Genomic DNA, 21,693 nt, shown 5'->3' on the forward strand with positions numbered 1-21,693 from the left:
GCCCCGGGATACCGCTACGCCGTCGTCCCGCACCCGGTGAGCAGCCTCGACCCGAAGGGCGTCCGGGCGGCCGCCGAGCTCGCCGCCCCGCAGGTCCTCGAGATCCTCCGGGGGGAGGCGTGGCCGACGTGGGGCGGGCGGTCACGCCCGTGGACCCCCCCCCCGCGATCGGGGGGGGCCCTGGAGGGGGCCCGCCCGCCCCCCCCGCCGGCCCGGCCCCTCCCGGGAGGTGCGGGTCCGGCGTGGTTTGGGAGGGCCCCCGCGGTGGCATCGGAGGGCGGGCGCATCTGCGGGGTGGGCCGACGAGCCCACCCGAGGAGCGCACCACCGTGACAGAAGGCCTCTACGGCAGCAGGACCGGCCAGAACCTCGTCCGCGTCGCCGTCGCCGAGCTGATCGGCACCTACTTCCTCGTCCTGGCCGGGACGGCCGTGGCGACCGCCGCGGTCATCGGACGGTCCATCGCCGGTGCGGGCCTCGACTCGCTGGCGGTCGCGCTGGCCTTCGGGCTGAGCCTGGTCGCCCTCGTCAACGCGCTCGGCCACGTCTCCGGGTGCCACCTCAACCCGGCGGTGACCCTCGCGCTGGCCGCCACGGGGACCTTCCCGTGGCGGTACGTGCCCTCGTACCTGGCGGCCCAGCTGGTCGGCGCGGTGTGCGCCGCCCTGACGGTCTGGAGCCTGCACGGCGGCGCGGGCCGGGAGCAGGCCGTGCTGGGCGCGACGCTGCCGGTGGACGGCGTGAGCAGCGTCGGCGTGCTGGCGATCGAGGCGGTCGTGACCTTCTTCCTCGTGCTCACCATCGTGTCGGTGGCCACCGACTCCCGCGTGCCCAAGGCCTCCGCGGGGCTGGCCGTCGGCTTCACGCTGGCCGCCTGCGTCCTGATCGCCGGCCCCCTGTCCGGCGGGGCGGTCAACCCGGCGCGCGCCCTCGGCCCGATGATCGTGGCTGGTCGGTTCGACGCGGCGTGGGCCTACGTCCTGGGGCCGGTGCTCGGCGGGGTGCTGGCGGCGTTCGTCTACGCGCGCTTCCTCGGCGAGGGTCGCGAGCCGGCCGAGGCCGAAGCCGCCGAACGCGTCGCCTGAGCCGCGGGCGTCCCCGCGGTCCCGGCGGCACGCACGGCGCCGTCCGCTCACGGCGTAACCGCACCGGAACACCGCCCCGTTCCCGTCGGTTGGACCGTGCAGTCCCTCTCCACTTCCCCGGCCGCGTGCCGACGGTGGCGAGGGGTCCGCGACTACAGTGGAAAGACCGGTGCCCCCGCGCGCCGACGGACGTCGGGTGCTCCTCTCCACCACGGGGAGGGCAGCGCCGGACCAGCCGGTCAGAGGAGAAGCAGCAGATGTTCGAACGGTTCACCGACCGAGCCCGCCGCGTGGTCGTCCTGGCCCAGGAAGAGGCCCGGATGCTCAACCACAACTACATCGGCACCGAGCACATCCTCCTGGGCCTGATCCACGAGGGTGAGGGCGTCGCTGCCAAGGCTCTCGAGTCCCTGGGCATCTCGCTGGAGGGTGTCCGCCAGCAGGTGGAGGAGATCATCGGGCAGGGCCAGCAGGCCCCGTCCGGCCACATCCCCTTCACCCCGCGGGCCAAGAAGGTGCTCGAGCTGTCCTTGCGCGAGGCGCTGCAGCTCGGCCACAACTACATCGGCACCGAGCACATCCTGCTCGGCCTGATCCGCGAGGGTGAGGGCGTCGCCGCCCAGGTCCTCGTGAAGCTGGGCGCCGACCTCAACCGCGTCCGCCAGCAGGTCATCCAGCTGCTGTCCGGCTACCAGGGCAAGGAGCCGGCCGCGGCCGGCGGCCCCGCCGAGGGCACGCCGTCCACCTCGCTGGTGCTCGACCAGTTCGGCCGCAACCTGACCCAGGCCGCGCGCGACTCCAAGCTCGACCCGGTCATCGGGCGGGCCAAGGAGATCGAGCGGGTCATGCAGGTCCTGTCGCGGCGGACCAAGAACAACCCCGTCCTCATCGGCGAGCCCGGCGTCGGCAAGACCGCCGTCGTCGAGGGCCTGGCCCAGGCGATCGTCAAGGGCGAGGTCCCCGAGACGCTGAAGGACAAGCAGCTGTACACCCTGGACCTCGGCGCGCTCGTCGCCGGTTCCCGCTACCGCGGTGACTTCGAGGAGCGGCTGAAGAAGGTCCTCAAGGAGATCCGCACCCGCGGCGACATCATCCTGTTCATCGACGAGATCCACACCCTCGTCGGGGCCGGTGCCGCGGAGGGCGCGATCGACGCCGCCAGCATCCTCAAGCCGATGCTGGCCCGCGGTGAGCTGCAGACCATCGGCGCCACCACGCTCGACGAGTACCGCAAGCACCTGGAGAAGGACGCCGCGCTCGAGCGCCGCTTCCAGCCGATCCAGGTGGGCGAGCCGACGCTCACCCACACGATCGAGATCCTCAAGGGCCTGCGCGACCGCTACGAGGCGCACCACCGGATCAGCATCACCGACGGCGCGCTCGTCGCCGCCGCGACGCTGGCCGACCGGTACATCTCCGACCGCTTCCTCCCGGACAAGGCGATCGACCTGATCGACGAGGCCGGTGCCCGGATGCGGATCAAGCGGATGACCGCCCCGCCGGACCTGCGCGAGTTCGACGACCGGATCGCCGGCATCCGCCGCGAGAAGGAATCGGCGATCGACGCCCAGGACTTCGAGAAGGCCGCGTCGCTGCGCGACAAGGAGAAGACCCTCCTGGCGGAGAAGGCCGAGCGCGAGAAGCAGTGGAAGGCCGGCGACATGGACGTCGTCGCCGAGGTCGACGACGAGCAGATCGCCGAGGTCCTCGCCAACTGGACCGGGATCCCCGTCTTCAAGCTGACGGAGGAGGAGACCACCCGCCTCCTGCGCATGGAGGACGAGCTCCACAAGCGGATCATCGGCCAGGAAGAGGCCATCAAGAGCGTCAGCCAGGCGATCCGGCGCACGCGGGCGGGCCTCAAGGACCCGCGCCGTCCCGGTGGCTCGTTCATCTTCGCCGGCCCCTCGGGTGTCGGTAAGACCGAGCTGGCCAAGGCGCTGGCCCAGTTCCTGTTCGGTGAGGACGACGCGCTCATCCAGATCGACATGGGTGAGTTCCACGACCGCTTCACCGTCTCGCGGCTCGTCGGTGCCCCTCCCGGCTACGTCGGCTACGACGAGGGCGGTCAGCTGACCGAGAAGGTGCGGCGCAAGCCGTTCTCGGTGGTCCTCTTCGACGAGATCGAGAAGGCGCACGCGGACGTGTTCAACACGCTCCTGCAGGTGCTCGAGGACGGCCGGCTCACCGACGGTCAGGGCCGGATCGTGGACTTCAAGAACACGATCCTGATCCTCACGACCAACCTCGGGACGCGGGACATCTCCAAGGCCGTCGGCCTCGGCTTCCAGGCCGGGAACGACAGCCAGTCCAACTACGAGCGCATGAAGTCGCGCGTGCACGACGAGCTCAAGCAGCACTTCCGGCCTGAGTTCCTCAACCGCATCGACGACATCGTCGTGTTCCACCAGCTGACCGAGAACGAGATCATCCAGATCGTCGACCTCATGCTCGCCCGCGTGGAGGGCCAGCTGGCGAACAAGGACATGGCGCTCGAGGTCACCCAGGAGGCCAAGAAGCTCCTGGCCTCCCGCGGGTTCGACCCGGTGCTGGGTGCCCGGCCGCTGCGCCGGACCATCCAGCGCGAGATCGAGGACGCGCTGTCGGAGAAGATCCTCTACGGCGAGCTGACCGCGGGTCAGATCATCGTGGTGGACGTCGACGAGGCCGAGGGCGCCGCGCAGAAGTTCACCTTCCGCGGTGAGGCCAAGCCGATCGACCTCCCCGACACGCCGCCGGTCGCGCTGGCCGTCGGTGACGACGAGGACGGCACCCCGGGGCCCTCTCTCCGCAAGGAGTGATGACCGGGTAGGTCAGCGACAGGGGCCGTCTCCCGTGAGGGAGGCGGCCCCTTCGTCGTGTCCGGGGGCGCCCGCCGACGACCCCGTCGACCATCGTCGTCCGGTGGCCGCCGCCGGCGCGTCGGGCAGCCACCCGACGATCATCAACCGCGGCGTGGGGCGGCTCAGGCGGGGAGGCGGAAGCGGCCGTCGGGGGTCTGCTCGACCAGCCCGTCCACCAGCAGCGAGTCCAGGCAGCGGGCGCGCTGGACGGCGTCGTCCCAGGCGTCGTCCAGCCGGGTGGCCGACACCGGGCCCTCGGCGTCCCGCAGGACGTCGAGCAGGCGGCCGCGCACCTGCCGGTCCGTCCCGGGGAACCGCTGCACCCGGCGGGGCGGACCGTCGGACGCCGGGCAGCCGGCCAGCCGCCACGCGCACCGGTCCCGCACCGGGCAGGCTCCGCACCGCGGCGTCCGCGCGACGCAGACCAGGGCCCCCAGCTCCATGGCCGCGACCGAGAACCGCACCGCCCGCGCGGGGTCCGGAGGCGCCAGCGCCGCGACGTCGGCGAGGTCGGACGCGCGTGCCGGGGCCGCCTCGGCGCGGCCGTGCACCAGCCGGGCGACGACCCGCCGGACGTTGGTGTCCACGACGGGCTGTGGCCGGCCGTGGCCGAAGCAGACGACGGCCCGGGCGGTGTAGGTGCCGATGCCCGGCAGGGCCTCCAGGGCCGCGACGTCGGCCGGGACGACCCCGCCGTGCCGCTCGGTCAGGGCGATGGCCGCCTCGCGCAGCCGCAGCGCCCGCCGCGGGTAGCCGAGCTTGCCCCAGGCGCGGATCACCTCGGCCGGGGACGTGGCGGCCAGGGCGGCCGGGGTGGGCCAGCGCGCCGTCCACTCCCGCCACACCGGCTCGACGCGGGCCACCGGCGTCTGCTGCAGCATGACCTCGCTGACCAGCACCGCCCACGGGTCCACCCCCGGTCGCCGCCACGGCAGGTCGCGGGCGGCCGTGGCGAACCAGTCGACGAGGACGTCGCCGGTGTCGTCGGCGGGCGGTGCTGCGGGGCGGGTGCTGCGGTCCACGGGGTCCCAGTGTGCCGTCTGACCGGGACGGCGTGCCGCCGCAGGTCAGGAGCGGGGGGCGCACTACCGTTCTCGGCGTGTTGCACCCGGTCGGCCCCCTCCCCGCGGCCGTCTACTGGCGGCGGCGCCTGCTCGTCCTGACCCTGCTCGTCGCCGTCCTCGGCGGCGGCGGGTGGCTGGCGGTGGCCCTGGCGACCGGGAGCGGCGGGAGCGGCGGGGGCACCGCCGCCGCGGCGTCGGCCGAGCCCACCGAGGCGGCGCCGCCGCCCGCGCTGGAGCAGGTCGTCCCGTCACTGGCCAGCGTGCAGACCCCGACCCCGGCGACGACGCCGCCGCCGGCGGCGCCGGACCCCGTCCCGGCCGGCCCCGCCCCGGGCGGCCCCTGCACGGACGACATGGTGGGCCTGGAGGTCCGGACGCCGGGCAGCGCACCCTCCGGCGGCAAGCCGACCTTCGAGCTCGTGGTCACCAACGTCTCGCCGGTGCCGTGCGTGCGGACCCTGGACAAGGGCCTGCAGGAGGTCGTGCTGGTCGACGGCGCGGGCACCCGGCTGTGGGGGAGCAACGACTGCTTCCCCGAGGCCAGCAGCGACACCCGGACCCTCGCCCCGGGGGAGCAGGTCGCCTTCCCGCTGGTCTGGGGTGGCCTGACCAGCGAGCCGGGCTGCGCCGGCACCCGCGAGCCGGTGGGACCGGGGCAGTACGCGGTGCGCGGCCGGCTGGACACCAAGATCGGCCCCGACGCCCCGTTCGCCATCACCTGAGAGAGGACCGTCCTGCCCCCCACCGCTCGCACGGTCGCGGCGGGTCCGTGCAGGAGGGCCGTTAGCTGTAGCGGTCGAGGATCGAGGTCTCGGCCAGTCGGGACAGGCCCTCGCGGATGCCGCGCGCCCGCGCCTCGCCGACGCCCTCGACGGCCAGGAGGTCCTCGATCGTGGCCGCGAGCAGCTTCTGCAGGCCGCCGAAGTGGTCGACCAGTCGCTCGATGATGCCGGCCGGCAGGCGCGGCACCCGGGCCAGCAGCCGGAAGCCACGCGGGCTCACCGGCGAGTCCAGCGCGTCGGCGGAGGTGGGCAGGCCGTAACAGCGGGCCACCGCGGACAGGTCGAGCAGCTCGGTGGCCGACAGCGCGCGCAGGTCGTTGAGGACCTGCTCGATCGTCTTCGGCCGCCGCGCCCCGCCGGGCAGGTAGTCGCGCACCAGGAGGCCGCGGTCCTCCTCGACGCCGGCGAGCATCTCGTCCAGCTGGAGGGCGAGCAGCCGGCCGTCGGTGCCCAGCTCGACGACGAAGCCCTCGATCTCGTCGGCGATCCGGCGGACCATCTCCAGCCGCTGGCTCACGCTCATCGCGTCGCGGACCGTGACGAGGTCCTCGATCTCCAGGGCCGACAGGGTGCTGGCCACCTCGTCGAGGCGCAGCTTGTAGCGCTCCAGCGCCGCCAGGGCCTGGTTGGCGCGGGCGAGGATCGTCGTCGGGTGCTCGAGGGTGTACCGGCGGCCGGCCACGTAGACGCTGATGATGTGCATCGACTGGCTGACCGAGATGACCGGGAAGCCGGTCTGGATCGCGACCCGCTCGGCGGTGCGGTGCCGGGTGCCCGACTCCTCGGTGGGGACGGTCGGGTCGGGCATCAGGTGCACGCCCGCCCGGACGATGCGGGTGCCGTCGTAGGAGACGATGACCGCGCCGTCCATCTTGGCCAGCTCGCGCAGCCGGGTCGCCGACAGGGCGACGTCGAGGGCGAACCCGCCGGTGCAGATGGACTCCACCACCCGGTCGTAGCCGAGCACGATCAGCGCGCCCGTCCGCCCGGCGAGGATGCGCTCCAAGCCGTCGCGCAGGGCCGTCCCCGGGGCGATGCGGCCGAGGAGTTCGCGGAGCGCGACCTCGGGGTCCACAGCGGGGGGCACGAGCGCTCCTGACGGTCGGTGGCGGGGCGAGTCTACGTGGGGCCCACCGTACTGCCCGGTGGCAGTGAGTGACCTCACCCTCCCGGGTCGTGGAACGGGCTCAGAAGAACCGGGCGAACGCGGCTCCGAGGTCGGCCACCTCGATGAGCTTCATCCCGCGGGGCGCCTTGCCCGAGTCCTCCGGGACGAGCGCCACCCGGTAGCCCTGCCGGGCGGCCTCGGCCAGCCGGCGACCGGTGCCGCCGACCCGCCGGATCTCCCCGGACAGGCCGACCTCCCCGAGGGCGACCAGACCCTGCGGCAGCGGCACGTCCTTGGCCGCCGAGGCGATGGCCAGCGCCAGCGCCAGGTCGGCGGCCGGCTCGCCGATCTTCACGCCCCCGACCGAGGCGGCGAAGACGTCGGCGTCGGCCAGGCGGACGCCGCCGCGCCGCTCGACGACGGCGTTGACCATGGCCACCCGCTGGGAGTCCAGCCCGCTCACCGCCCGTCGCGGCGACCCGCCGCCGCCGGTGCCGGCCACCAGGGCCTGCACCTCGGCCAGCAGCGGGCGGCTGCCCTCCAGGGTCACCGTGACGCAGCTGCCGGGGACCGGCGCGGTGCGGCGGGAGACGAACAGGTGCGAGGCGTCGGGGACCCCGACCACGCCGCGGTCGCCGATCTCGAAGCAGCCGATCTCGTCGGCCGGCCCGAACCGGTTCTTGGTCGCCCGCACCAGGCGGAGGGTGGAGTGCCGCTCGCCGTCGAAGGAGACGACGACGTCGACGAGGTGCTCGAGGGTGCGGGGCCCGGCGATCGCGCCGTCCTTGGTGACGTGGCCGACCAGGATCGCGGTCATCCCCCGGCTCTTGGCCACCCCGGTGAGGGCACTGGCCACGGCGCGCACCTGCGTGGCGCCGCCGTCGGTGCCGTCGACCGCGGGGGAGCGGATGGTCTGCACGCTGTCGAGGACCAGCAGCGACGGGGCCACCTGCTCGACGTGGGCGAGGACGGCGGACAGCTCCGTCTCGGCCGCCAGGTACAGCTCCTCGTGCAGGGCACCGATCCGCTCGGCCCGCAGCCGCACCTGCGCCGCGGACTCCTCCCCGGAGACCACCAGCGCCGGGCCGTTGGCGGCCGCGACCCGGTGGGCGACCTCGAGCAGCAGCGTGGACTTGCCGACGCCGGGCTCGCCGGCGACCAGCAGCACCGCGCCGGGGACCAGGCCGCCGCCCAGCACCCGGTCGAACTCCTCGATGCCGGTGGGCACCGCACGGGCCGCGGCGAGCTCCACCTGCGCGATCGGGACCGCGGGCGCGCTCACCGGACCGGCGGTCACGGCGCGCAGCGGGGAGGCCGGCGCGCCGACCTCCTGGAGGGTGCCCCAGGCCTGGCACTCCGGGCAGCGCCCGACCCACTTGGCCGAGCCGTAGCCGCACTCGGTGCAGCGGTGGGCGGGCCGGGACTTCACTCCTGCAGGGGGCACGCGGCGACGCTAACCGCGGGGGACGACAGTTCCCGGCGGCGCGCAGGAGGCGTCGGGCTCAGTTCTCGGTCTCGTCCTCGCGCTCGCGGGCGGTGTCCTCGCTGCCCTCCTCGGCGCCACCCTCCTCCTGGTGGAAGTCGAAGGCCTCCTCGCGGGGCAGGGCACGGTCGGGGTTGGCCACCATGACCGGCACGGTGAGGTCGCCGGCGCGCTCGAAGGTCAGCGTCAGCTCGACCGTCCGGCCGGTGGTGATGTCCTCGGCCAGGTCGGCGAGCGCCACGGTGACGCCGTCGGACCCACCCAGGAACACGGTGGACCGGGCGGGGATCGGGATGTCGACCCTCGAGCTGGCGGCCGTCGTGGTCGGGGCGGCGGGGACCGCCGGCGTGGAGGGCGAGGCCGCCGTCCCCCCGGCGGCGGGCGCGGTCGCCGACGGCGAGGCCGGGACAGCGGGGGACGGGGTCGCCTGGCCGGTCACGACGACGCCGTCGAAGAAGTCGCCCTCGATGCCGACGAGCGCGTCGTCCTCGTTGCCGCCGTTGATGATCGCCATGGTCAGCGGGGCGTCGTCGCCCCTCTCGTAGCGACCCTCGTCGGGGTACTCGAGACGGATCTGGCGCAGGGTGATGTCGCCGGCCTCGGCCTCGGGGCCGACCTTGTCCCGGTTCTGGGTCGCGGTCTGGGGGACCTGCCCGGCACTGCACGCGCCCAGCGCGACCGGGCTCAGGAGCAGGGCACCCACAGTGGCGGCGCGCAGTGCGCGGTTCACAGCCGTCGACCTCCAGGACGTGCCGGCCACCGCACGTCGATGGCCCGGGTCAGGCCGAGCGTAACGCCCACCCCCGGCCCGCCGCCGGGAGGCCGGGCCACCGCGGGCGGGCCGGGCCGGCCGCCCGGAAGGGGGAAGAGGGGTCCGGTTCCGGCCGCGCCCTGCCGATACCCGGGGGACCGGTCGCGGCGAGGGGAGAGGTCGATGGGCACGGGTCTGCCGTTCGACGACGTCCTCGCGGCGGCCCAGGCCGGTGCCGCCTGGGCGTTCGAGGCGCTCTACCGCGACCTCGCCCCGGCTGTCACCGGGTACCTGCGGCTGCACGGCGCGGCCGAGCCCGACGACCTGGCCAGCGAGACCTTCATCGGCGTCCTCACCGGCCTCGGTTCCTTCCGCGGCGACGAGACGGCGCTGCGCGCCTGGGTGTTCACCATCGCCCACCGTCGCCTGGTCGACGACTGGCGGCGCCGGGGCAGGCGGCCCCAGGTCTGCGACGACGACGCGCCGCTGGCCGGGCAGCCCGGCGGGGACACCGAGGAGGACGCGCTCGTCCGCCTCGGCACCGCCGACGTGCACCGGCTGTGCGGACAGCTGCCCACCGACCAGCGTGCGGTGATCCTGCTGCGGATCCTGGCCGACCTGACCGTCGAGCAGGTCGGGCAGGTGCTGGGCCGGTCGGTCGGCTCGGTCAAGGCGCTGCAGCGGCGCGGGCTGCGCACCGTCCGGACGGCCCTGGACGACGGTTCGCCCGATCGAGTGGTGGCCGCCGCGCACCCTTCTGCGGCCGCGCGGCGATGACGAGGACGAGATGACCACTCCAGCTGACGCCCGAGCCGCGGAGGAGGCCTTCCAGGCCGCCCTCGCGGGCCGTCCCGTGCCCGACGGCGCCTCGGGCCTGGCCGCGTTCACCGACGCGGTCCGGGCCCAGGGCACCGCCCCCGGGCGGCCGAACGCGGCCCTGGCCGAGCTGCTGGCGACCGGTCTCCTCACCACCCACCAGGAACCGTCCCCCGGGACGGCCGGGCTCCCCGCCCGGACCTCACGGAAGAGGCCCCGCATGCTGCTCACCACTCTCGTCGCCAAGATCGTCGGCGCCGGCGCGCTCGCCAAGGCCGCCGCGGGCACCGGCGTCGTCGTCGTCGCCCTCGCCGGTGCGACCACCACCGTCGTCGCCTCGCAGGACGACACCACCTCCGTCGTCGAGGCACCGGTGACCTCCGAGGAGGAGGACGCCCTCCAGGAGCCCGTCGAGGGCGCCGCTGAGGAGTCGGTGACCGGCGAGGAGCCCGGGACCGGCGACGAGACCGGGACCGGGACCGGCGACCAGACCGGTGACGACCACGCCACGGACACCCCCGGCGACGCCACCGCGGACACCCCCGTGGACCCGGCTGTCCCCGGGGTGGGGTCCGAGCCCACGCTGACGCCGCAGCAGGTCTGGGAGGAGGGCCCGGTGGACGGGCAGTCCCACGGCAGCTGGGTCAGCGAGGGTGCGCGGGAGGGCTGGGTCGACGGCGGGACCGTGAGCGGCCAGGCCCACGCGCGCAACGCCGAGCGGCGGGCGGAGCGGCAGGCCGCTCCGGCTCCGCAGGTGCAGGAGCCGGTCGTCGAGGCGCCCGCGGCCCAGGAGCCGGCCCCGGCCGTCGCCGACAGCCGGCCCGGCAACGGCAACGGCGGCGGGAACGGCAACGGCCGGAAGTGACCGTGGGCGGGGCCGCCCTCAGGTGAGGGCGGCCCCGCCGGCCACCAGCAGCACGACGTCGAGGACGGTCAGCAGGAGCACCGCGGGGAAGGCCAGCCGTCGGAAGCGGGCGGTGCCGGCCAGGGCGGCCACCGCGACCGCGGGCACGGCCAGCGCCAGGCCGGCCCACCCGGCGGCGGTCGGCGGCCCGTCGGGGCCGAGCACCAGCACCAGCGAGGCGGCACCCAGCAGGGCCGCCCCGGTGACGGCCGCGACGCGGGCGCCCAGCCGGTGCGGCAGGCCACGGATCCCGGTGGCCAGGTCGTCCTCGAGATCGGGCGCGACGTTGGCCAGGTGCGCGGCGGCGCCGAGTGCCCCGCCCGCGGCCACGAGCCACCACGGGGCGCCCGGCCCGCCCGGAGCCGCGGCCACGACGCCGGCCGGCAGCGCGCCGAAGCCGGTCACGTAGGGGACCAGGGAGGCCGCGGTCGCCTTGAGGCCGGCGTTGTAGGCCCAGCCGCTGGCCACCAGGACCAGGAGCAGCACCCCCGGGACCGGGCCGAGCAGCAGCGAGAGGACGACCGCCACGGCCGCGGATCCCAGCGCCACCGAGCGCAGCAGCGACGGCGACACCGCACCCTGGACGACCGGCTTGTCGGCCCGCGCGACGGCCCGGTCGCGGTCGGCGTCGAGCCAGTCGTTGCTCCAGCCGATCGATGCCTGACCTGCGAGGACGGCTGCGGCGACGAGCACCACCCGGCCCGCGGGGACTCCCGCGGCGACCGCCAGCAGGGTCGCCACGACCGTCACCGCGACGGCCGGTCCGGGGTGGGTGGCGAGCACCAGCGCGCGAGCCGTGGCGACCGGCCGGACGGGGTGTGCAGGCACATCGACCATGCTGCTGTCAACCCCTCCCGGCTACTTCATACAGGCGCTGACCTGCGGGTTTACGAATCTCGGCGGTCCCCTTCGTCAGTTTGCCGTGGTAACCTGTGGACAGCGAAAGGGGTCACACACACATGGGCTTCACTGTCGGCGAGACCGTTGTCTACCCGCACCACGGTGCCGCGCTCATCGAGGCGATCGAGAAGCGGGTCATCAAGGGCGAAGAGAAGGCCTACCTCGTGCTCAAGGTCGCTCAGGGCGACCTCACCGTGCGAGTGCCGGCTGACAACGCAGAGATCGTCGGCGTCCGTGACGTCGTCGGTCAGGAGGGGCTGAACCGGGTCTTCGAGGTCCTGCGCGCCCCGCACACCGAGGAGCCGACCAACTGGTCGCGCCGCTACAAGGCCAACCTCGAGAAGCTCGCCTCGGGCGACGTCAACAAGGTCGCCGAGGTCGTCCGTGACCTGTGGCGCCGGGACAAGGACCGCGGCCTCTCGGCCGGCGAGAAGCGCATGCTCTCCAAGGCCCGCCAGATCCTCGTGAGCGAGCTCGCGCTCGCCGAGGGCACCAACGAGGACAAGGCCGAGATCCTGCTCGACGAGGTCCTCGCCAGCTGAGCCCCGCTCAGCGAACACCCCGCACGTCCAGACCACTCCCGTGCACGCTGTCGGCATCGTCGCAGCGGCCGGGAGTGGTCTGCGTCTGGGGGCCGACCGGCCGAAGGCGCTGGTCCCGCTGGCCGGGCGGCCGCTGGTGTGCTGGGCGGTCGACACCCTCCGGGACGCCGGTGTGGGCGACGTCGTCGTCACCGTCCCCGCCGCGGAGCTGGGCGCCTTCGCCACCGTGCTGCCGATGGACGTGCGGCTGGTCGTCGGGGGGGCGACCCGGACGGCCTCGGTCCGCGCCGCCCTCACCGCGGCCGGCGACCGTCCCGACGCCGTCCTCGTGCACGACGCCGCCCGTCCGCTCACCCCGCCGGACGTCGTCGGCCGCGTGCTCGCCGCACTGGCGGCCGGCGCCCGCGCGGTCGTGCCGGTCCTGCCGGTCGTCGACACCACGGTCACCGTGGACGACGAGGGCCACCTCACCGGCACCCTCGCGCGCGAGACGCTGCGCCGGGTGCAGACGCCCCAGGGCTTCTCCCGGGCCGCACTGGCCGACGCCTACGCGCTGCTCCCCGCCGACGCCGAGCTGACCGACGACGCCGCCGTGGTCCGCACCGCGGGCATCGCCGTCGCGACCGTGGCCGGGGACGAGCGCGCCGCGAAGGTCACCGTCCCGCACGACCTCGCCGTGGCGGAGCTGCAGGTCGCCCGGTGAGCGCGGCCGCCGGCCTGCCGCGGGTGGGCATCGGCGTCGACGTGCACCCGATCGAGACCGGGCGGGCGTGCTGGCTGGCCGGCCTGGAGTGGCCGGACGCGGACGGCTGCGCGGGGCACTCCGACGGCGACGTGGTGGCTCACGCGCTCACTGACGCCGTCCTGTCGGCCGCCGGGCTCGGCGACATCGGCGGCCTGCTCGGCACCGACGACCCGCGCTGGGCGGGGGCTCACGGCGCGGCGGTGCTCGAGCACGTCCGCGCGGTGCTGGGCGAGGCCGGCTGGCGGGTGGGCAACGCCGCGGTCCAGCTGGTCGGCGCCACCCCGAAGGTGGGCCCGCGCCGGAGCGAGGCCGAGGCGGTCCTCTCCGCCGCGCTGGGCGCCCCGGTGAGCGTCACCGCGACCACGACCGACGGTCTGGGTCTCACCGGCCGCGGCGAGGGGCGGGCGGCGATGGCGACCGCGCTGGTCGTGCCGACGGCGGCAGTGGACGCCGGGCCGGGCTGAGCGCCGGCCTCCGTAGACTCCTGGCGGTGAGCCTCCGCCTGTACGACACGGCCGCCCGTGCGGTCCGCGACTTCACGCCGCTGCGTGCCGGGCAGGCCTCCGTGTACGTCTGCGGACTCACCGTCCAGGGCCCGCCGCACGTGGGTCACGTGCGCTCGGCGCTCGCCTTCGACGTGCTGCGCCGGTGGCTGACCGCGAGCGGGTCCGAGGTCACCTACGTCCGCAACGTCACCGACATCGACGACAAGATCCTCGCCAAGGCCGCCGACGCCGGCGTCCCGTGGTGGGCCTGGGCCTACACCAACGAGCTGGCCGTCACCCGCGCCTACGACGTCCTCGGCGTGCTGCCGCCCACCTACGAGCCGCGCGCCACCGGGCACGTGCCGGACATGGTCGCGCTGATGGCGCGGCTGGTGGAGAGCGGGCACGCCTACGCCATCGACGGCGACGTCTACTTCGACGTCCGCTCCTTCCCCGCCTACGGCGAGCTCACCGGGCAGCGGGTCGACGACCTGCTGCCGGCCGCCGACACCGACAGCGACGACCGCAAGCGCGACCCGCGCGACTTCGCGCTGTGGAAGGCCGCCAAGGCGGGCGAGCCGGAGACCGCGTCCTGGGCCACGCCGTGGGGCCGGGGCCGGCCCGGCTGGCACCTGGAGTGCTCGGCCATGGCGGGGCGGTACCTCGGCGCCGAGTTCGACCTGCACGGCGGCGGGCTGGACCTGCGGTTCCCGCACCACGAGAACGAGCGCGCGCAGTCGCAGGCCGCCGGGGACGGCTTCGCGCGGTACTGGCTGCACAACGGCTGGGTGACGCTCGGCGGCGAGAAGATGAGCAAGTCGCTGGGCAACACCGCGCTGGTCGACGAGGTGGTCAAGCGGGTGCGGCCGGTCGAGCTGCGGTACTACCTGGTCGCCCCGCACTACCGGTCGACGGTGGAGTTCACCGAGGCCGCGCTGGACGAGGCCGGGGCCGCGTACCGGCGGCTGGAGTCGTTCGTGACCCGCGCGGCCGAGCGGGTGGGGGCCGACGCCGGGAAGCCGGAGCTCGCGCCGGAGTTCACCGCGGCCCTCGACGACGACCTGGGCACTCCGGCCGCGGTCGCCGTCGTGCACGAGGCCGTGCGGCAGGGCAACTCCGCGCTGGCGGCCGGCGACGACGACGCCGCGGCAGCGGCACTGGGCTCGGTGCGGGCCATGCTCGGCGTCCTGGGCCTGGACCCGCTCGACCCGCACTGGACCACCCACGGCGACGCCCGGCTCGGTGAGGTCACCGACGGGCTGGTCACCCTGGCGCTCGACCAGCGGCAGGCCGCCCGGGCGCGCAAGGACTTCGCCGCGGCCGACGCGATCCGCGACCAGCTCGCCGAGCTGGGCGTGCAGGTGGAGGACACTCCGCAGGGACCTCGATGGGAGCTGAGCCGCTGATGGCCGGCAACAGCCAGCGACGGGGCCGCACCAGCGGCGCCGGCAAGAAGAGCGCGAGCGCCGGCACCGGCGGCAAGGGCCGCCGGGCGCTGGCCGGGCGCGGGGCGACCCCGCCGGCCGAGGCGCGCCCGGGGCACCCGGCGCAGCGTCGGGCCCAGGCCGACGCGCGGCGGCGGACCGAGCGCGACCGCAGCCGCCAGCGCGCCGAGGAGACCCCGGAGCTGCTGCTGGGGCGCAACCCGGTCGTGGAGGCGTTGCGCGCGCGGATCCCGGCGACCGCGCTGTACGTGGTCACCGGCGACCCGCGCGGGGCGACCGACGAGCGGATCACCGAGGCCCTGCACCTGGCCAACGACCGCGGGCTGCCGCTGCTGGAGGTCGGCAAGGCCGAGTTCGACCGGATGTCGGGCGGGGCGCTGCACCAGGGGATCGGGCTGCAGGTGCCGCCCTACCAGTACGCCCACCCCGAGGACCTGCTCGACCTCGCCCGCAACTCGGGCCGCCCGCCGCTGGTCGTGGCGATGGACGGGGTGACCGATCCGCGCAACCTCGGCGCCGTCGTCCGCTCGGCGGCCGCCTTCGACGCGCACGGCGTCGTGGTGCCGCAGCGGCGGGCGGTCGGCATGACCGCCTCGGCGTGGCGCACCAGCGCGGGTGCGGCGGCGCGGGTGCCGGTCGCGCGGGCGGTGAACCTGGCCCGGGCGCTGGCGACCTACCAGGACGCGGGGCTGATGACCGTCGGGCTGGCCGGGGACGGCGACATCGACGTCCACGACTTCGACGGCTTCGCCGACCCGGTGGCGCTGGTGGTCGGCGCCGAGGGGGCGGGGCTGTCCCGGCTGGTGCGGGAGCGCTGCGACGTCGTCGTCCGCATCCCGATCGAGCGGGACACCGAGTCGCTCAACGTGAGCGTCGCCGCCGGCATCGCGCTCTACGCCGCCGCCTCCGCCCGCCGCTGAGGTCGGCACGGCTCTCCCGTGCCACGGAAACCCGGGGTCCGGGCGGCGCCGCTGGGTACCAGGGTCGGACCCACGCCAACCCCGGGAGACCCCATGTCCACGTTCCCCCTCATGGACCCGACGGTGCAGCCGGCCGGCGCGTCCGTCGCCCTGGCCGAGCGGCCGGCCGACCTGCGCGGCCTGCGCCTGGTCCTCATGGACAACGGCAAGAACAACGCCCGCCGGCTGCTGGAGGAGGTCATCACCCTCGTCGAGCCCGAGCTCGCCCCCGCGCAGGTCACCTGGCGGACGGTGCCGACCACGCTGCCGGCGTCGGAGGAGCTGCTCGACGAGATCGCCTCCGGCTGCGACCTGGTCATCCAGGCCGTCGGCGATTAGGGCTCCTGCAGCGCGGCCAGTGTGGCCGACACCATTCTCATGGAGCAGCGCGGCGTCCCGTCCGCTGCCATCTGCACCGACGCCCTGCGGCCGGCGGCCGACGCCATGGCCCGCATCCAGGGCGCCCCGGGATACCGCTACGCCGTCGTCCCGCACCCGGTGAGCAGCCTCGACCCGAAGGGCGTCCGGGCGGTCGCCGAGCTCGCCGCCCCGCAGGTCCTCGAGATCCTCCGGGGGGAGGCGTGACCGACGTGGAGCGGACGCTCACGCCCGAGGACCTCATCGCCGCGATCGAGGAGTGCCACGACCGTGGCTGGACCGACGGGTTGCCCGTCGTCCCGCCCGTCCCGAGCCTGGTGCAGCAGTTCCTCGCCCACACCGACCGGTCGCCGGGCGAGGACCTCTGGACGATGCGGCAGGTCAAGCGCGGCTGCACCGTGGAGGTGGCCGCGGTCAACGCCGCCATGGCCGGCTGCCGGCCCGAGTACTTCCCGGTCGTGCTGGCCGCCCTCGAGGCGGTCGTCGACGAGGGCTGGCCGGGCAACGGCGGCTGGCAGAGCACCACCGGCGGCGGCCCGCTGCTCGTCGTCAACGGACCCGTGCGGCAGGAGCTCGGCTTCAACGCGAAGGGCAACGTGCTCGGCCCCGGCTTCCGGGCCAACGCCACCGTGGGCCGGGCGCTGCGGCTGATCATCATGAACGCCTACGGCATCCGCCCGCACGAGCTCGACCAGGCGACCCAGGGGACGCCGGGCAAGTACAGCCTGTGCCTCGCGGAGAACGAGGAGGAGAGCCCCTGGGAGCCGCTGCACGTCGAGCTCGGGCACGCGCCCGACGTCAGCACCGTCTCCGCGATGCACACCCGCAGCACCGAGTACGTCGACAACCGCAACACCGGCGACGCGCGCGAGGTGCTCAACGACGTCGCCGACACCTGCGCCCGCATCGGCGCGATGACCGCGCGGCGCTACCGGCGGGTCGGGGTCCTCGTCGGTCCCGAGCACGCGCAGCTGCTGGCCCGGCAGGGGTTCACCAAGCAGGACGTCAAGGAGTACCTCGTCGAGCACAGCGCCCGGACGGCCGGCGACCTGCGGCGCGCGGGTCGCGGCGGCGCGCTGTCCCTCGCGGCCGCCGCGCGGCCGCAGGCGGGCACGGTGCTGGCCGCCGAGGAGGCCGACGACGCCGGGGTGCCCGACGACGAGCTGGTGACGCTGCTCCAGTCGCCCGACGACGTGGTGGTCGTGGTGGCCGGGGCGGCCAACGCCGGGGTGACGACGGTGGCGCACACGCTGGGCTTCCCGCCCCGCACGCCCGGCTGCGCCGTCGTCCGTCGCTGAGAGAGGAAGGCGCGCATCCCGCGCCCTCCTCCGGCTCAGCCGAGGAGCTGGGCGACGGTGTAGATCACCAGCCCGGCCAGCCCGCCGACCACCGTGCCATTGACGCGGATCCACTGCAGGTCCCGGCCCACCTGCAGCTCGATCCGCCGGCTGGTCTCCTCGGTGTCCCAGCGGGCGACCGTGCCACCGACGAGGTCGGCCAGGTCGCCGGAGAACCGCTCGACGAGGTACCCGGCGGCGTTGTGCGCGTGCCGCTGCACCAGGTCCCGCACCCGCTGATCGGTCTGCAGCAGCCGCGCGCCGTCCCGGATCAGCTCGGCCACGCGGGTGCGCAACGCGGAGTCGGGGTCGGCGGCGGCGGCGAGGACGCCGTTCTTGAGGTTGGTCCACAGCGAGCCGGACCAGGTCCGGACGGCGGGGTGCTCGAGCAGCTCCTTCTTCAGCTCCTCGACGTGCGCCGAGGTCTCCGGGTCGGTGCGCAGCGCGTGCACGTAGGCCCGCAGCCGGGCGTCGTACACCCGGCGCAGCTCGTGCCCGGGGTCCTCGCCCACCTCGACGAGGAACTCCTGCACGGCGGTGAACGCCCGGTCGAAGACCCGGTCGTCGACCCAGTCGGGCACCCAGGCCGGCGACGCGTCGCCCAGCTGGGCGCGGAACACCACCCGGTTGTCCTCGAGGAAGCGCGCCAGCCCCTGCAGCGCCGCGGACAGCACCTCCTGGTGCCGCTCGCCCTCGACGACCAGCTCCAGCGCCCGCGCCACGACCGGCGCGGCGGGGGTGGCGTGCAGCTTGCGGTCGACCAGCGCGGCGACCGCCGGCTGCAGGTCGTCGTCGCGGAGCAGCTCGGCGACGGTGTGCAGCAGCGCGGCGGCGTCCCCGGCCAGCCGCTCGGGCCGGCCGGGGGCGGCGAGGAAGGCGCCGAGCCGCCCCGGCACGTCGACGGTGCCCAGCTTCTCCTCGACCACCGCGCGGGTCAGGAAGTTCTCCTGGACGAAGCTGCCCAGGCTGGCCCCGATCTGGTCCTTCTTCCGCGGGATGATCGCGGTGTGCGGGATCGGCAGCCGCAGCGGGTGCCGGAACAGCGCGGTGACGGCGAACCAGTCCGCCAGGGCGCCCACCATGGACGCCTCCGCGGTGGCGCGCACGTAGCCGACCCAGGCGCCGGCGTCCGGGCCGATCAGCACGCAGGCCAGGAAGACGGCGGCGGCGACCGCGAACAGGCCGGTCGCCAGCCTCTTCATCCGGGCGAGGTCCCGGGCGCGGGCGGGGTCGTCGAGGGAGGCGGCCAGGGGCGCGGTCGGGCTGGGTGCCGGCACCCGACCGAGCCTAGAGAAGCGGCCCCTGCCCCCCACGGCTCGCCCGCTCGCCGCGGGCCTCCGCAGGGGGCAGGGCCGGGTCAGCCGGTGGTGGCGCCCAGCGTGACCTCGACCTGCGTGGACCCGGTCCCGCGCCGCACGGTGAGCGCCACCTGGTCGCCCGGGGTCGCGCTGCGGACCGCCGCGGTCAGCTCGGTCGAGGTGGTCACCACGCGGTCGCCCACGGCGGTGATGACGTCGCCGACCTGCAGCCCGGCGTCGGCCGCGGGTGAGCCGGGCACCACCTGGACCACCTGGGCCCCGGTGCCGATCGAGGCGTTGCCGTCGGCCGCGGCGACCTGGGCGCTGACCCCGAGGTAGGTCGTCTGCGCCGAGCCGGTGTCGATGATCTCCTCGGCGATCCGCTGCGCGGTGTTGCCCGGGATCGCGAAGCCGACCCCGATGCTGCCGCTCTCGGACTGCCCGCCGGGCCCGCCGGTGGCGACCGTGGCGATCGCGGTGTTGATGCCGACCACCTCGCCGGCACCGTTGACCAGGGCGCCGCCGGAGTTGCCGGGGTTGATGGCGGCGTCGGTCTGCAGCGCGTCGATCACCGTGGCGTCGTCCTGCGTGGAGCCGGTGGCCACGGCCCGGCCCTTGGCGCTGATGATCCCGTCGGTGACGGTGTCCGACAGGCCCAGCGGGGCGCCGATGGCGACCGCCAGGTCCCCGACCTGCACCTCGTCCGAGTCGGCGAAGGTGGCGGGGGTCAGGTTCGAGACGCCGTCCACCTTCAGGACCGCGACGTCGTAGACCGGGTCGGTGCCGACGACGGTCGCGTCGTGCAGCGCGCCGTCGCTGGTGCGGACCGACACCGAGGCCGAGCCGCCCTGGCCGTCGAGGCTCACGACGTGGTTGTTGGTCAGGACGTAGCCGTTGCCGGTGAGGACGACGCCCGAGCCGCTTCCCGAGCCGGAGGCGCCGGTGACGTAGACGGTGACCACGCTGGGGGCCGCCTTCGCCGCGGCGGCGGTGACCGCGGTGGCGGTCTCCGGGTCGGTGATCGTCACGTTCTGGGCGGCGACGGTGCCGCCGCCGATCGGGTCGGAGCCGTCGGCGAGCACGACCACGCCCGCTCCGGCGCCGCCGCCGATGAGGGCGCCGGCCAGCAGGCCGGCCACGCCCATGCGGAGCCGGCCGGTCCGGCGGCCGGCCGGCGGCACCGGCATCGCGCCGGGGAAGGGGGCGGTGCCGGGGTAGGGGGCGGCGCCGGGGTAGAGGTGCTGCGGGGCCGGTCCGGCCGGGCCGGGGAGCTGCTGGCCGAGCGGCTGCTGGCCGGGGGCCCCGGGGGGCTGCTCCGGGGGCGTCGCTGCCGGGTGCCCGGCCGCCGGCTGCCCGGGTGCCGGCCGCTGCCATTCCGGCGGCGGCCAGGAGCCGGTCGCCGGGCGCGGGATGCCGTGGTCACTCACTGTCCGAGTCCTCCTCCACGGGCAGCGGTCCGCTGCCCACGACGACGACTGTCGGTCGGCCCGCTGCCCCGAGGCTGACGGCTCGCTGTGAGGTCGCTGGACGCGTCAGGCGGGGACGTCGGTCAGCAGCCGTCCGCGGGCGACCAGCTCGACCACCGCCCACACCGCGACCACCTGGGTGGCCAGCAGGCCGACCAGCACCAACAGCTGGGCGGCGCCGGCCTCCAGCGGGCTGCCCCCGCCCAGGAGCACCCCGACGAAGGCGCCGGGCACCCGGCCGGCGACCGCCGCCACGACGGTGAGCGCGCCGAGCACGACGGCCAGGCGCGGACCGAGGTCGACGACGGACGAGCCCACGGGCGCCGATCCTGCCCGGTGGGCCGGGGTGGCCCGGCGGCGCGCCGGTCAGCCGACGGCGCCGACCTCCTCGCGCGACTCCCGGCCGGTCATCCGGTGCACCGACGGCAGGAACGCCATGGTCGACGTGCAGTGCCGCATCAGCCAGCGGTGCAGCCCGTCGAGGGGGCGGTGCAGCAGCCCGCCGTGGCCCACGCTCAGCGACAGCAGGGGCGTGGGGCAGGCGGCGGCGAGCACCCCGCCGCCGGTGGCGTGGGCGAGCCGCTGGTGGGACGCCCGGAGGTCCGGGAAGCGCTCGGTCCAGGCGTCGGCGTCGGCCGTCCAGCCCGCGCCGTCCTTGCTGTGCAGCACGGTGAGCGGCATGCCCGAGCGCATCGCCTCCTGGGCGGCGAAGACGGCGACCGGCTCGTCGTCCCCGGGGTCGCCGAGGCCCAGGACGGCGACGTGCGGCCGGGTGCCGCCGGCGGCGCCGCGCTGCCTCGGAACGACGACGACCGGGCGCGGCGAGCGGGCGGCGACCTTCTGGGCCACCGAGGCCAGCACCATCTCGTCCGCGGCGCCGGTGGTGGAGATGCCCAGGACGACGAGCTGCGCGTCCTCCGCGGCGCGCAGCAGCGCCGTCACCGGGTCGCCGCCGACGACGTCGGTCGACGCGGCCACCGTCGGCGCGGTGTGCCGGGCGACGGTGTAGGCCTGGGCCGTGATGCCGCGCGCCTGCGGCAGCTCGGGGGCCGAGGCGCCCGCGACACCCCGCCGGCCCAGGTTGGACGAGGCGTGCACGATCCGCAGGGGCGCTCCCCGCCGCGCGGCCTCCTCGGCGGCCCAGCGGACCGCGCGCAGCCCGCAGTCGCTGCCATCGGCACCGACCAGGACGGGCGGGCCGCCCTCCTCCGGGCGCTGCTGCGGCAGGGCGCTGGCGGTCGTGGGGGTCGTGGTGGACACGGGCACCTCCGGAACGTGGCTCGCCCCCGTGCGGATGCCCCG

General features: G+C 75.5%; 21 protein-coding genes and 1 pseudogene. 13 read left to right on the top strand and 9 right to left on the bottom strand.

Annotation, left to right across the window (positions count from 1 at the left end):
* The 3 genes from PGN05_RS22830 to PGN05_RS22840 all read left to right on the top strand — a co-directional run.
* Positions 1 to 333: UGSC family (seleno)protein (locus PGN05_RS22830; RefSeq protein ID WP_419754876.1), on the top strand; the 333-nt coding region annotated here is incomplete at its 5' end.
* Complete coding sequence (locus tag PGN05_RS22835) at positions 330 to 1,085, top strand: MIP/aquaporin family protein (RefSeq protein WP_419754877.1); 756 nt, start codon at positions 330 to 332, stop codon at positions 1,083 to 1,085. The genes PGN05_RS22830 and PGN05_RS22835, both read left to right, overlap by 4 nt.
* A 257-nt stretch (positions 1,086 to 1,342) precedes the next feature.
* A complete protein-coding gene (locus PGN05_RS22840; RefSeq protein ID WP_419754878.1) occupies positions 1,343 to 3,886 on the top strand; it encodes an ATP-dependent Clp protease ATP-binding subunit in 2,544 nt (847 codons plus the stop codon).
* Between the two features lie 164 nt (positions 3,887 to 4,050).
* Here PGN05_RS22840 and PGN05_RS22845 read toward each other — a convergent pair whose 3' ends face one another.
* Positions 4,051 to 4,950, bottom strand: a complete 900-nt coding sequence (locus PGN05_RS22845) for an A/G-specific adenine glycosylase (RefSeq protein WP_419754879.1) — start codon at positions 4,948 to 4,950, stop codon at positions 4,051 to 4,053.
* 77 nt (positions 4,951 to 5,027) lie between these two features.
* Here PGN05_RS22845 and PGN05_RS22850 point away from each other — a divergent pair, with 77 nt between their 5' ends.
* On the top strand, positions 5,028 to 5,714 hold the full coding sequence (locus PGN05_RS22850; RefSeq protein ID WP_419754880.1) for a MucR family transcriptional regulator: 687 nt from the start codon (positions 5,028 to 5,030) through the stop codon (positions 5,712 to 5,714).
* Between the two features lie 61 nt (positions 5,715 to 5,775).
* On the opposite strand, the gene disA is transcribed toward PGN05_RS22850, so the two are convergent.
* The 3 genes from disA to PGN05_RS22865 form a co-directional block, all read right to left on the bottom strand.
* Positions 5,776 to 6,861 carry a DNA integrity scanning diadenylate cyclase DisA gene (gene disA / locus PGN05_RS22855; protein WP_419754881.1) on the bottom strand — a complete coding sequence of 362 codons (1,086 nt, stop codon included), beginning with the start codon at positions 6,859 to 6,861 and terminating at the stop codon, positions 5,776 to 5,778.
* A 100-nt stretch (positions 6,862 to 6,961) separates the two neighbouring features.
* A complete protein-coding gene (gene radA, locus PGN05_RS22860) occupies positions 6,962 to 8,326 on the bottom strand; it encodes a DNA repair protein RadA (protein ID WP_419754882.1) in 1,365 nt (454 codons plus the stop codon).
* Positions 8,327 to 8,384: 58 nt separating this feature from the next.
* Positions 8,385 to 9,095: a hypothetical protein gene (locus PGN05_RS22865; protein WP_419754883.1), complete on the bottom strand. Its 711-nt coding sequence runs from the start codon at positions 9,093 to 9,095 to the stop codon at positions 8,385 to 8,387.
* A 204-nt stretch (positions 9,096 to 9,299) separates the two neighbouring features.
* Here PGN05_RS22865 and PGN05_RS22870 point away from each other — a divergent pair, with 204 nt between their 5' ends.
* Both PGN05_RS22870 and PGN05_RS22875 read left to right on the top strand, forming a co-directional pair.
* Positions 9,300 to 9,893, top strand: a complete 594-nt coding sequence (locus PGN05_RS22870; protein ID WP_419754884.1) for an RNA polymerase sigma factor — start codon at positions 9,300 to 9,302, stop codon at positions 9,891 to 9,893.
* A 10-nt stretch (positions 9,894 to 9,903) separates the two neighbouring features.
* Positions 9,904 to 10,797 carry a hypothetical protein gene (locus tag PGN05_RS22875; protein WP_419754885.1) on the top strand — a complete coding sequence of 298 codons (894 nt, stop codon included), beginning with the start codon at positions 9,904 to 9,906 and terminating at the stop codon, positions 10,795 to 10,797.
* A gap of 18 nt (positions 10,798 to 10,815) precedes the next feature.
* Here the strand turns inward: PGN05_RS22875 and PGN05_RS22880 are convergent, their stop codons facing one another.
* The gene (locus tag PGN05_RS22880; protein WP_419754886.1) at positions 10,816 to 11,664 is read right to left on the bottom strand and encodes a UbiA family prenyltransferase; all 849 of its coding nucleotides are present in this window, start codon (positions 11,662 to 11,664) and stop codon (positions 10,816 to 10,818) included.
* Positions 11,665 to 11,795: 131 nt separating this feature from the next.
* Between PGN05_RS22880 and PGN05_RS22885 the strand changes: the two genes are divergently transcribed.
* The 7 genes and pseudogenes from PGN05_RS22885 (at position 11,796) to PGN05_RS22915 (ending at position 17,588) form a co-directional block, all read left to right on the top strand.
* Positions 11,796 to 12,278: a CarD family transcriptional regulator gene (locus PGN05_RS22885; RefSeq protein WP_269191666.1), complete on the top strand. Its 483-nt coding sequence runs from the start codon at positions 11,796 to 11,798 to the stop codon at positions 12,276 to 12,278.
* Positions 12,279 to 12,318: 40 nt separating this feature from the next.
* Positions 12,319 to 12,981, top strand: coding sequence for a 2-C-methyl-D-erythritol 4-phosphate cytidylyltransferase (gene ispD, locus PGN05_RS22890; protein ID WP_419754887.1), 663 nt, complete (start codon positions 12,319 to 12,321; stop codon positions 12,979 to 12,981).
* Positions 12,978 to 13,487 (top strand): 2-C-methyl-D-erythritol 2,4-cyclodiphosphate synthase, encoded by a 510-nt coding sequence (gene ispF, locus PGN05_RS22895; protein WP_419754888.1) that lies wholly within the window; start codon positions 12,978 to 12,980, stop codon positions 13,485 to 13,487. Before ispD ends, ispF begins: the two co-directional genes overlap by 4 nt.
* A 26-nt stretch (positions 13,488 to 13,513) precedes the next feature.
* Complete coding sequence (gene cysS, locus PGN05_RS22900; RefSeq protein ID WP_419754889.1) at positions 13,514 to 14,914, top strand: cysteine--tRNA ligase; 1,401 nt, start codon at positions 13,514 to 13,516, stop codon at positions 14,912 to 14,914.
* Positions 14,914 to 15,873, top strand: a complete 960-nt coding sequence (gene rlmB, locus PGN05_RS22905; RefSeq protein ID WP_419754903.1) for a 23S rRNA (guanosine(2251)-2'-O)-methyltransferase RlmB — start codon at positions 14,914 to 14,916, stop codon at positions 15,871 to 15,873. Before cysS ends, rlmB begins: the two co-directional genes overlap by 1 nt.
* Before the next feature lie 111 nt (positions 15,874 to 15,984).
* A pseudogene (locus tag PGN05_RS22910) lies at positions 15,985 to 16,497 on the top strand (UGSC family (seleno)protein).
* Entirely contained in the window at positions 16,494 to 17,588 is a 1,095-nt protein-coding gene (locus PGN05_RS22915) for a hypothetical protein (protein WP_419754890.1), read from the top strand. The pseudogene PGN05_RS22910 and the gene PGN05_RS22915 overlap by 4 nt, the downstream one beginning before the upstream one ends.
* 35 nt (positions 17,589 to 17,623) lie before the next feature.
* On the opposite strand, the gene PGN05_RS22920 is transcribed toward PGN05_RS22915, so the two are convergent.
* From PGN05_RS22920 to PGN05_RS22935, 4 genes are all read right to left on the bottom strand, one after another.
* A complete protein-coding gene (locus PGN05_RS22920; RefSeq protein WP_419754891.1) occupies positions 17,624 to 18,904 on the bottom strand; it encodes a DUF445 domain-containing protein in 1,281 nt (426 codons plus the stop codon).
* 80 nt (positions 18,905 to 18,984) lie between these two features.
* Positions 18,985 to 20,352, bottom strand: a complete 1,368-nt coding sequence (locus PGN05_RS22925; protein ID WP_419754892.1) for a trypsin-like peptidase domain-containing protein — start codon at positions 20,350 to 20,352, stop codon at positions 18,985 to 18,987.
* A gap of 105 nt (positions 20,353 to 20,457) precedes the next feature.
* The gene (locus PGN05_RS22930; RefSeq protein ID WP_419754893.1) at positions 20,458 to 20,709 is read right to left on the bottom strand and encodes an ABC transporter permease; all 252 of its coding nucleotides are present in this window, start codon (positions 20,707 to 20,709) and stop codon (positions 20,458 to 20,460) included.
* A gap of 48 nt (positions 20,710 to 20,757) precedes the next feature.
* A complete protein-coding gene (locus PGN05_RS22935) occupies positions 20,758 to 21,651 on the bottom strand; it encodes a universal stress protein (RefSeq protein WP_419754894.1) in 894 nt (297 codons plus the stop codon).
* Positions 21,652 to 21,693 lie beyond the last annotated feature (42 nt).

The organism is Geodermatophilus sp. CPCC 206100, assembly GCF_048569675.1.
Classification (GTDB): Bacteria; Actinomycetota; Actinomycetes; order Mycobacteriales; family Geodermatophilaceae; genus Geodermatophilus.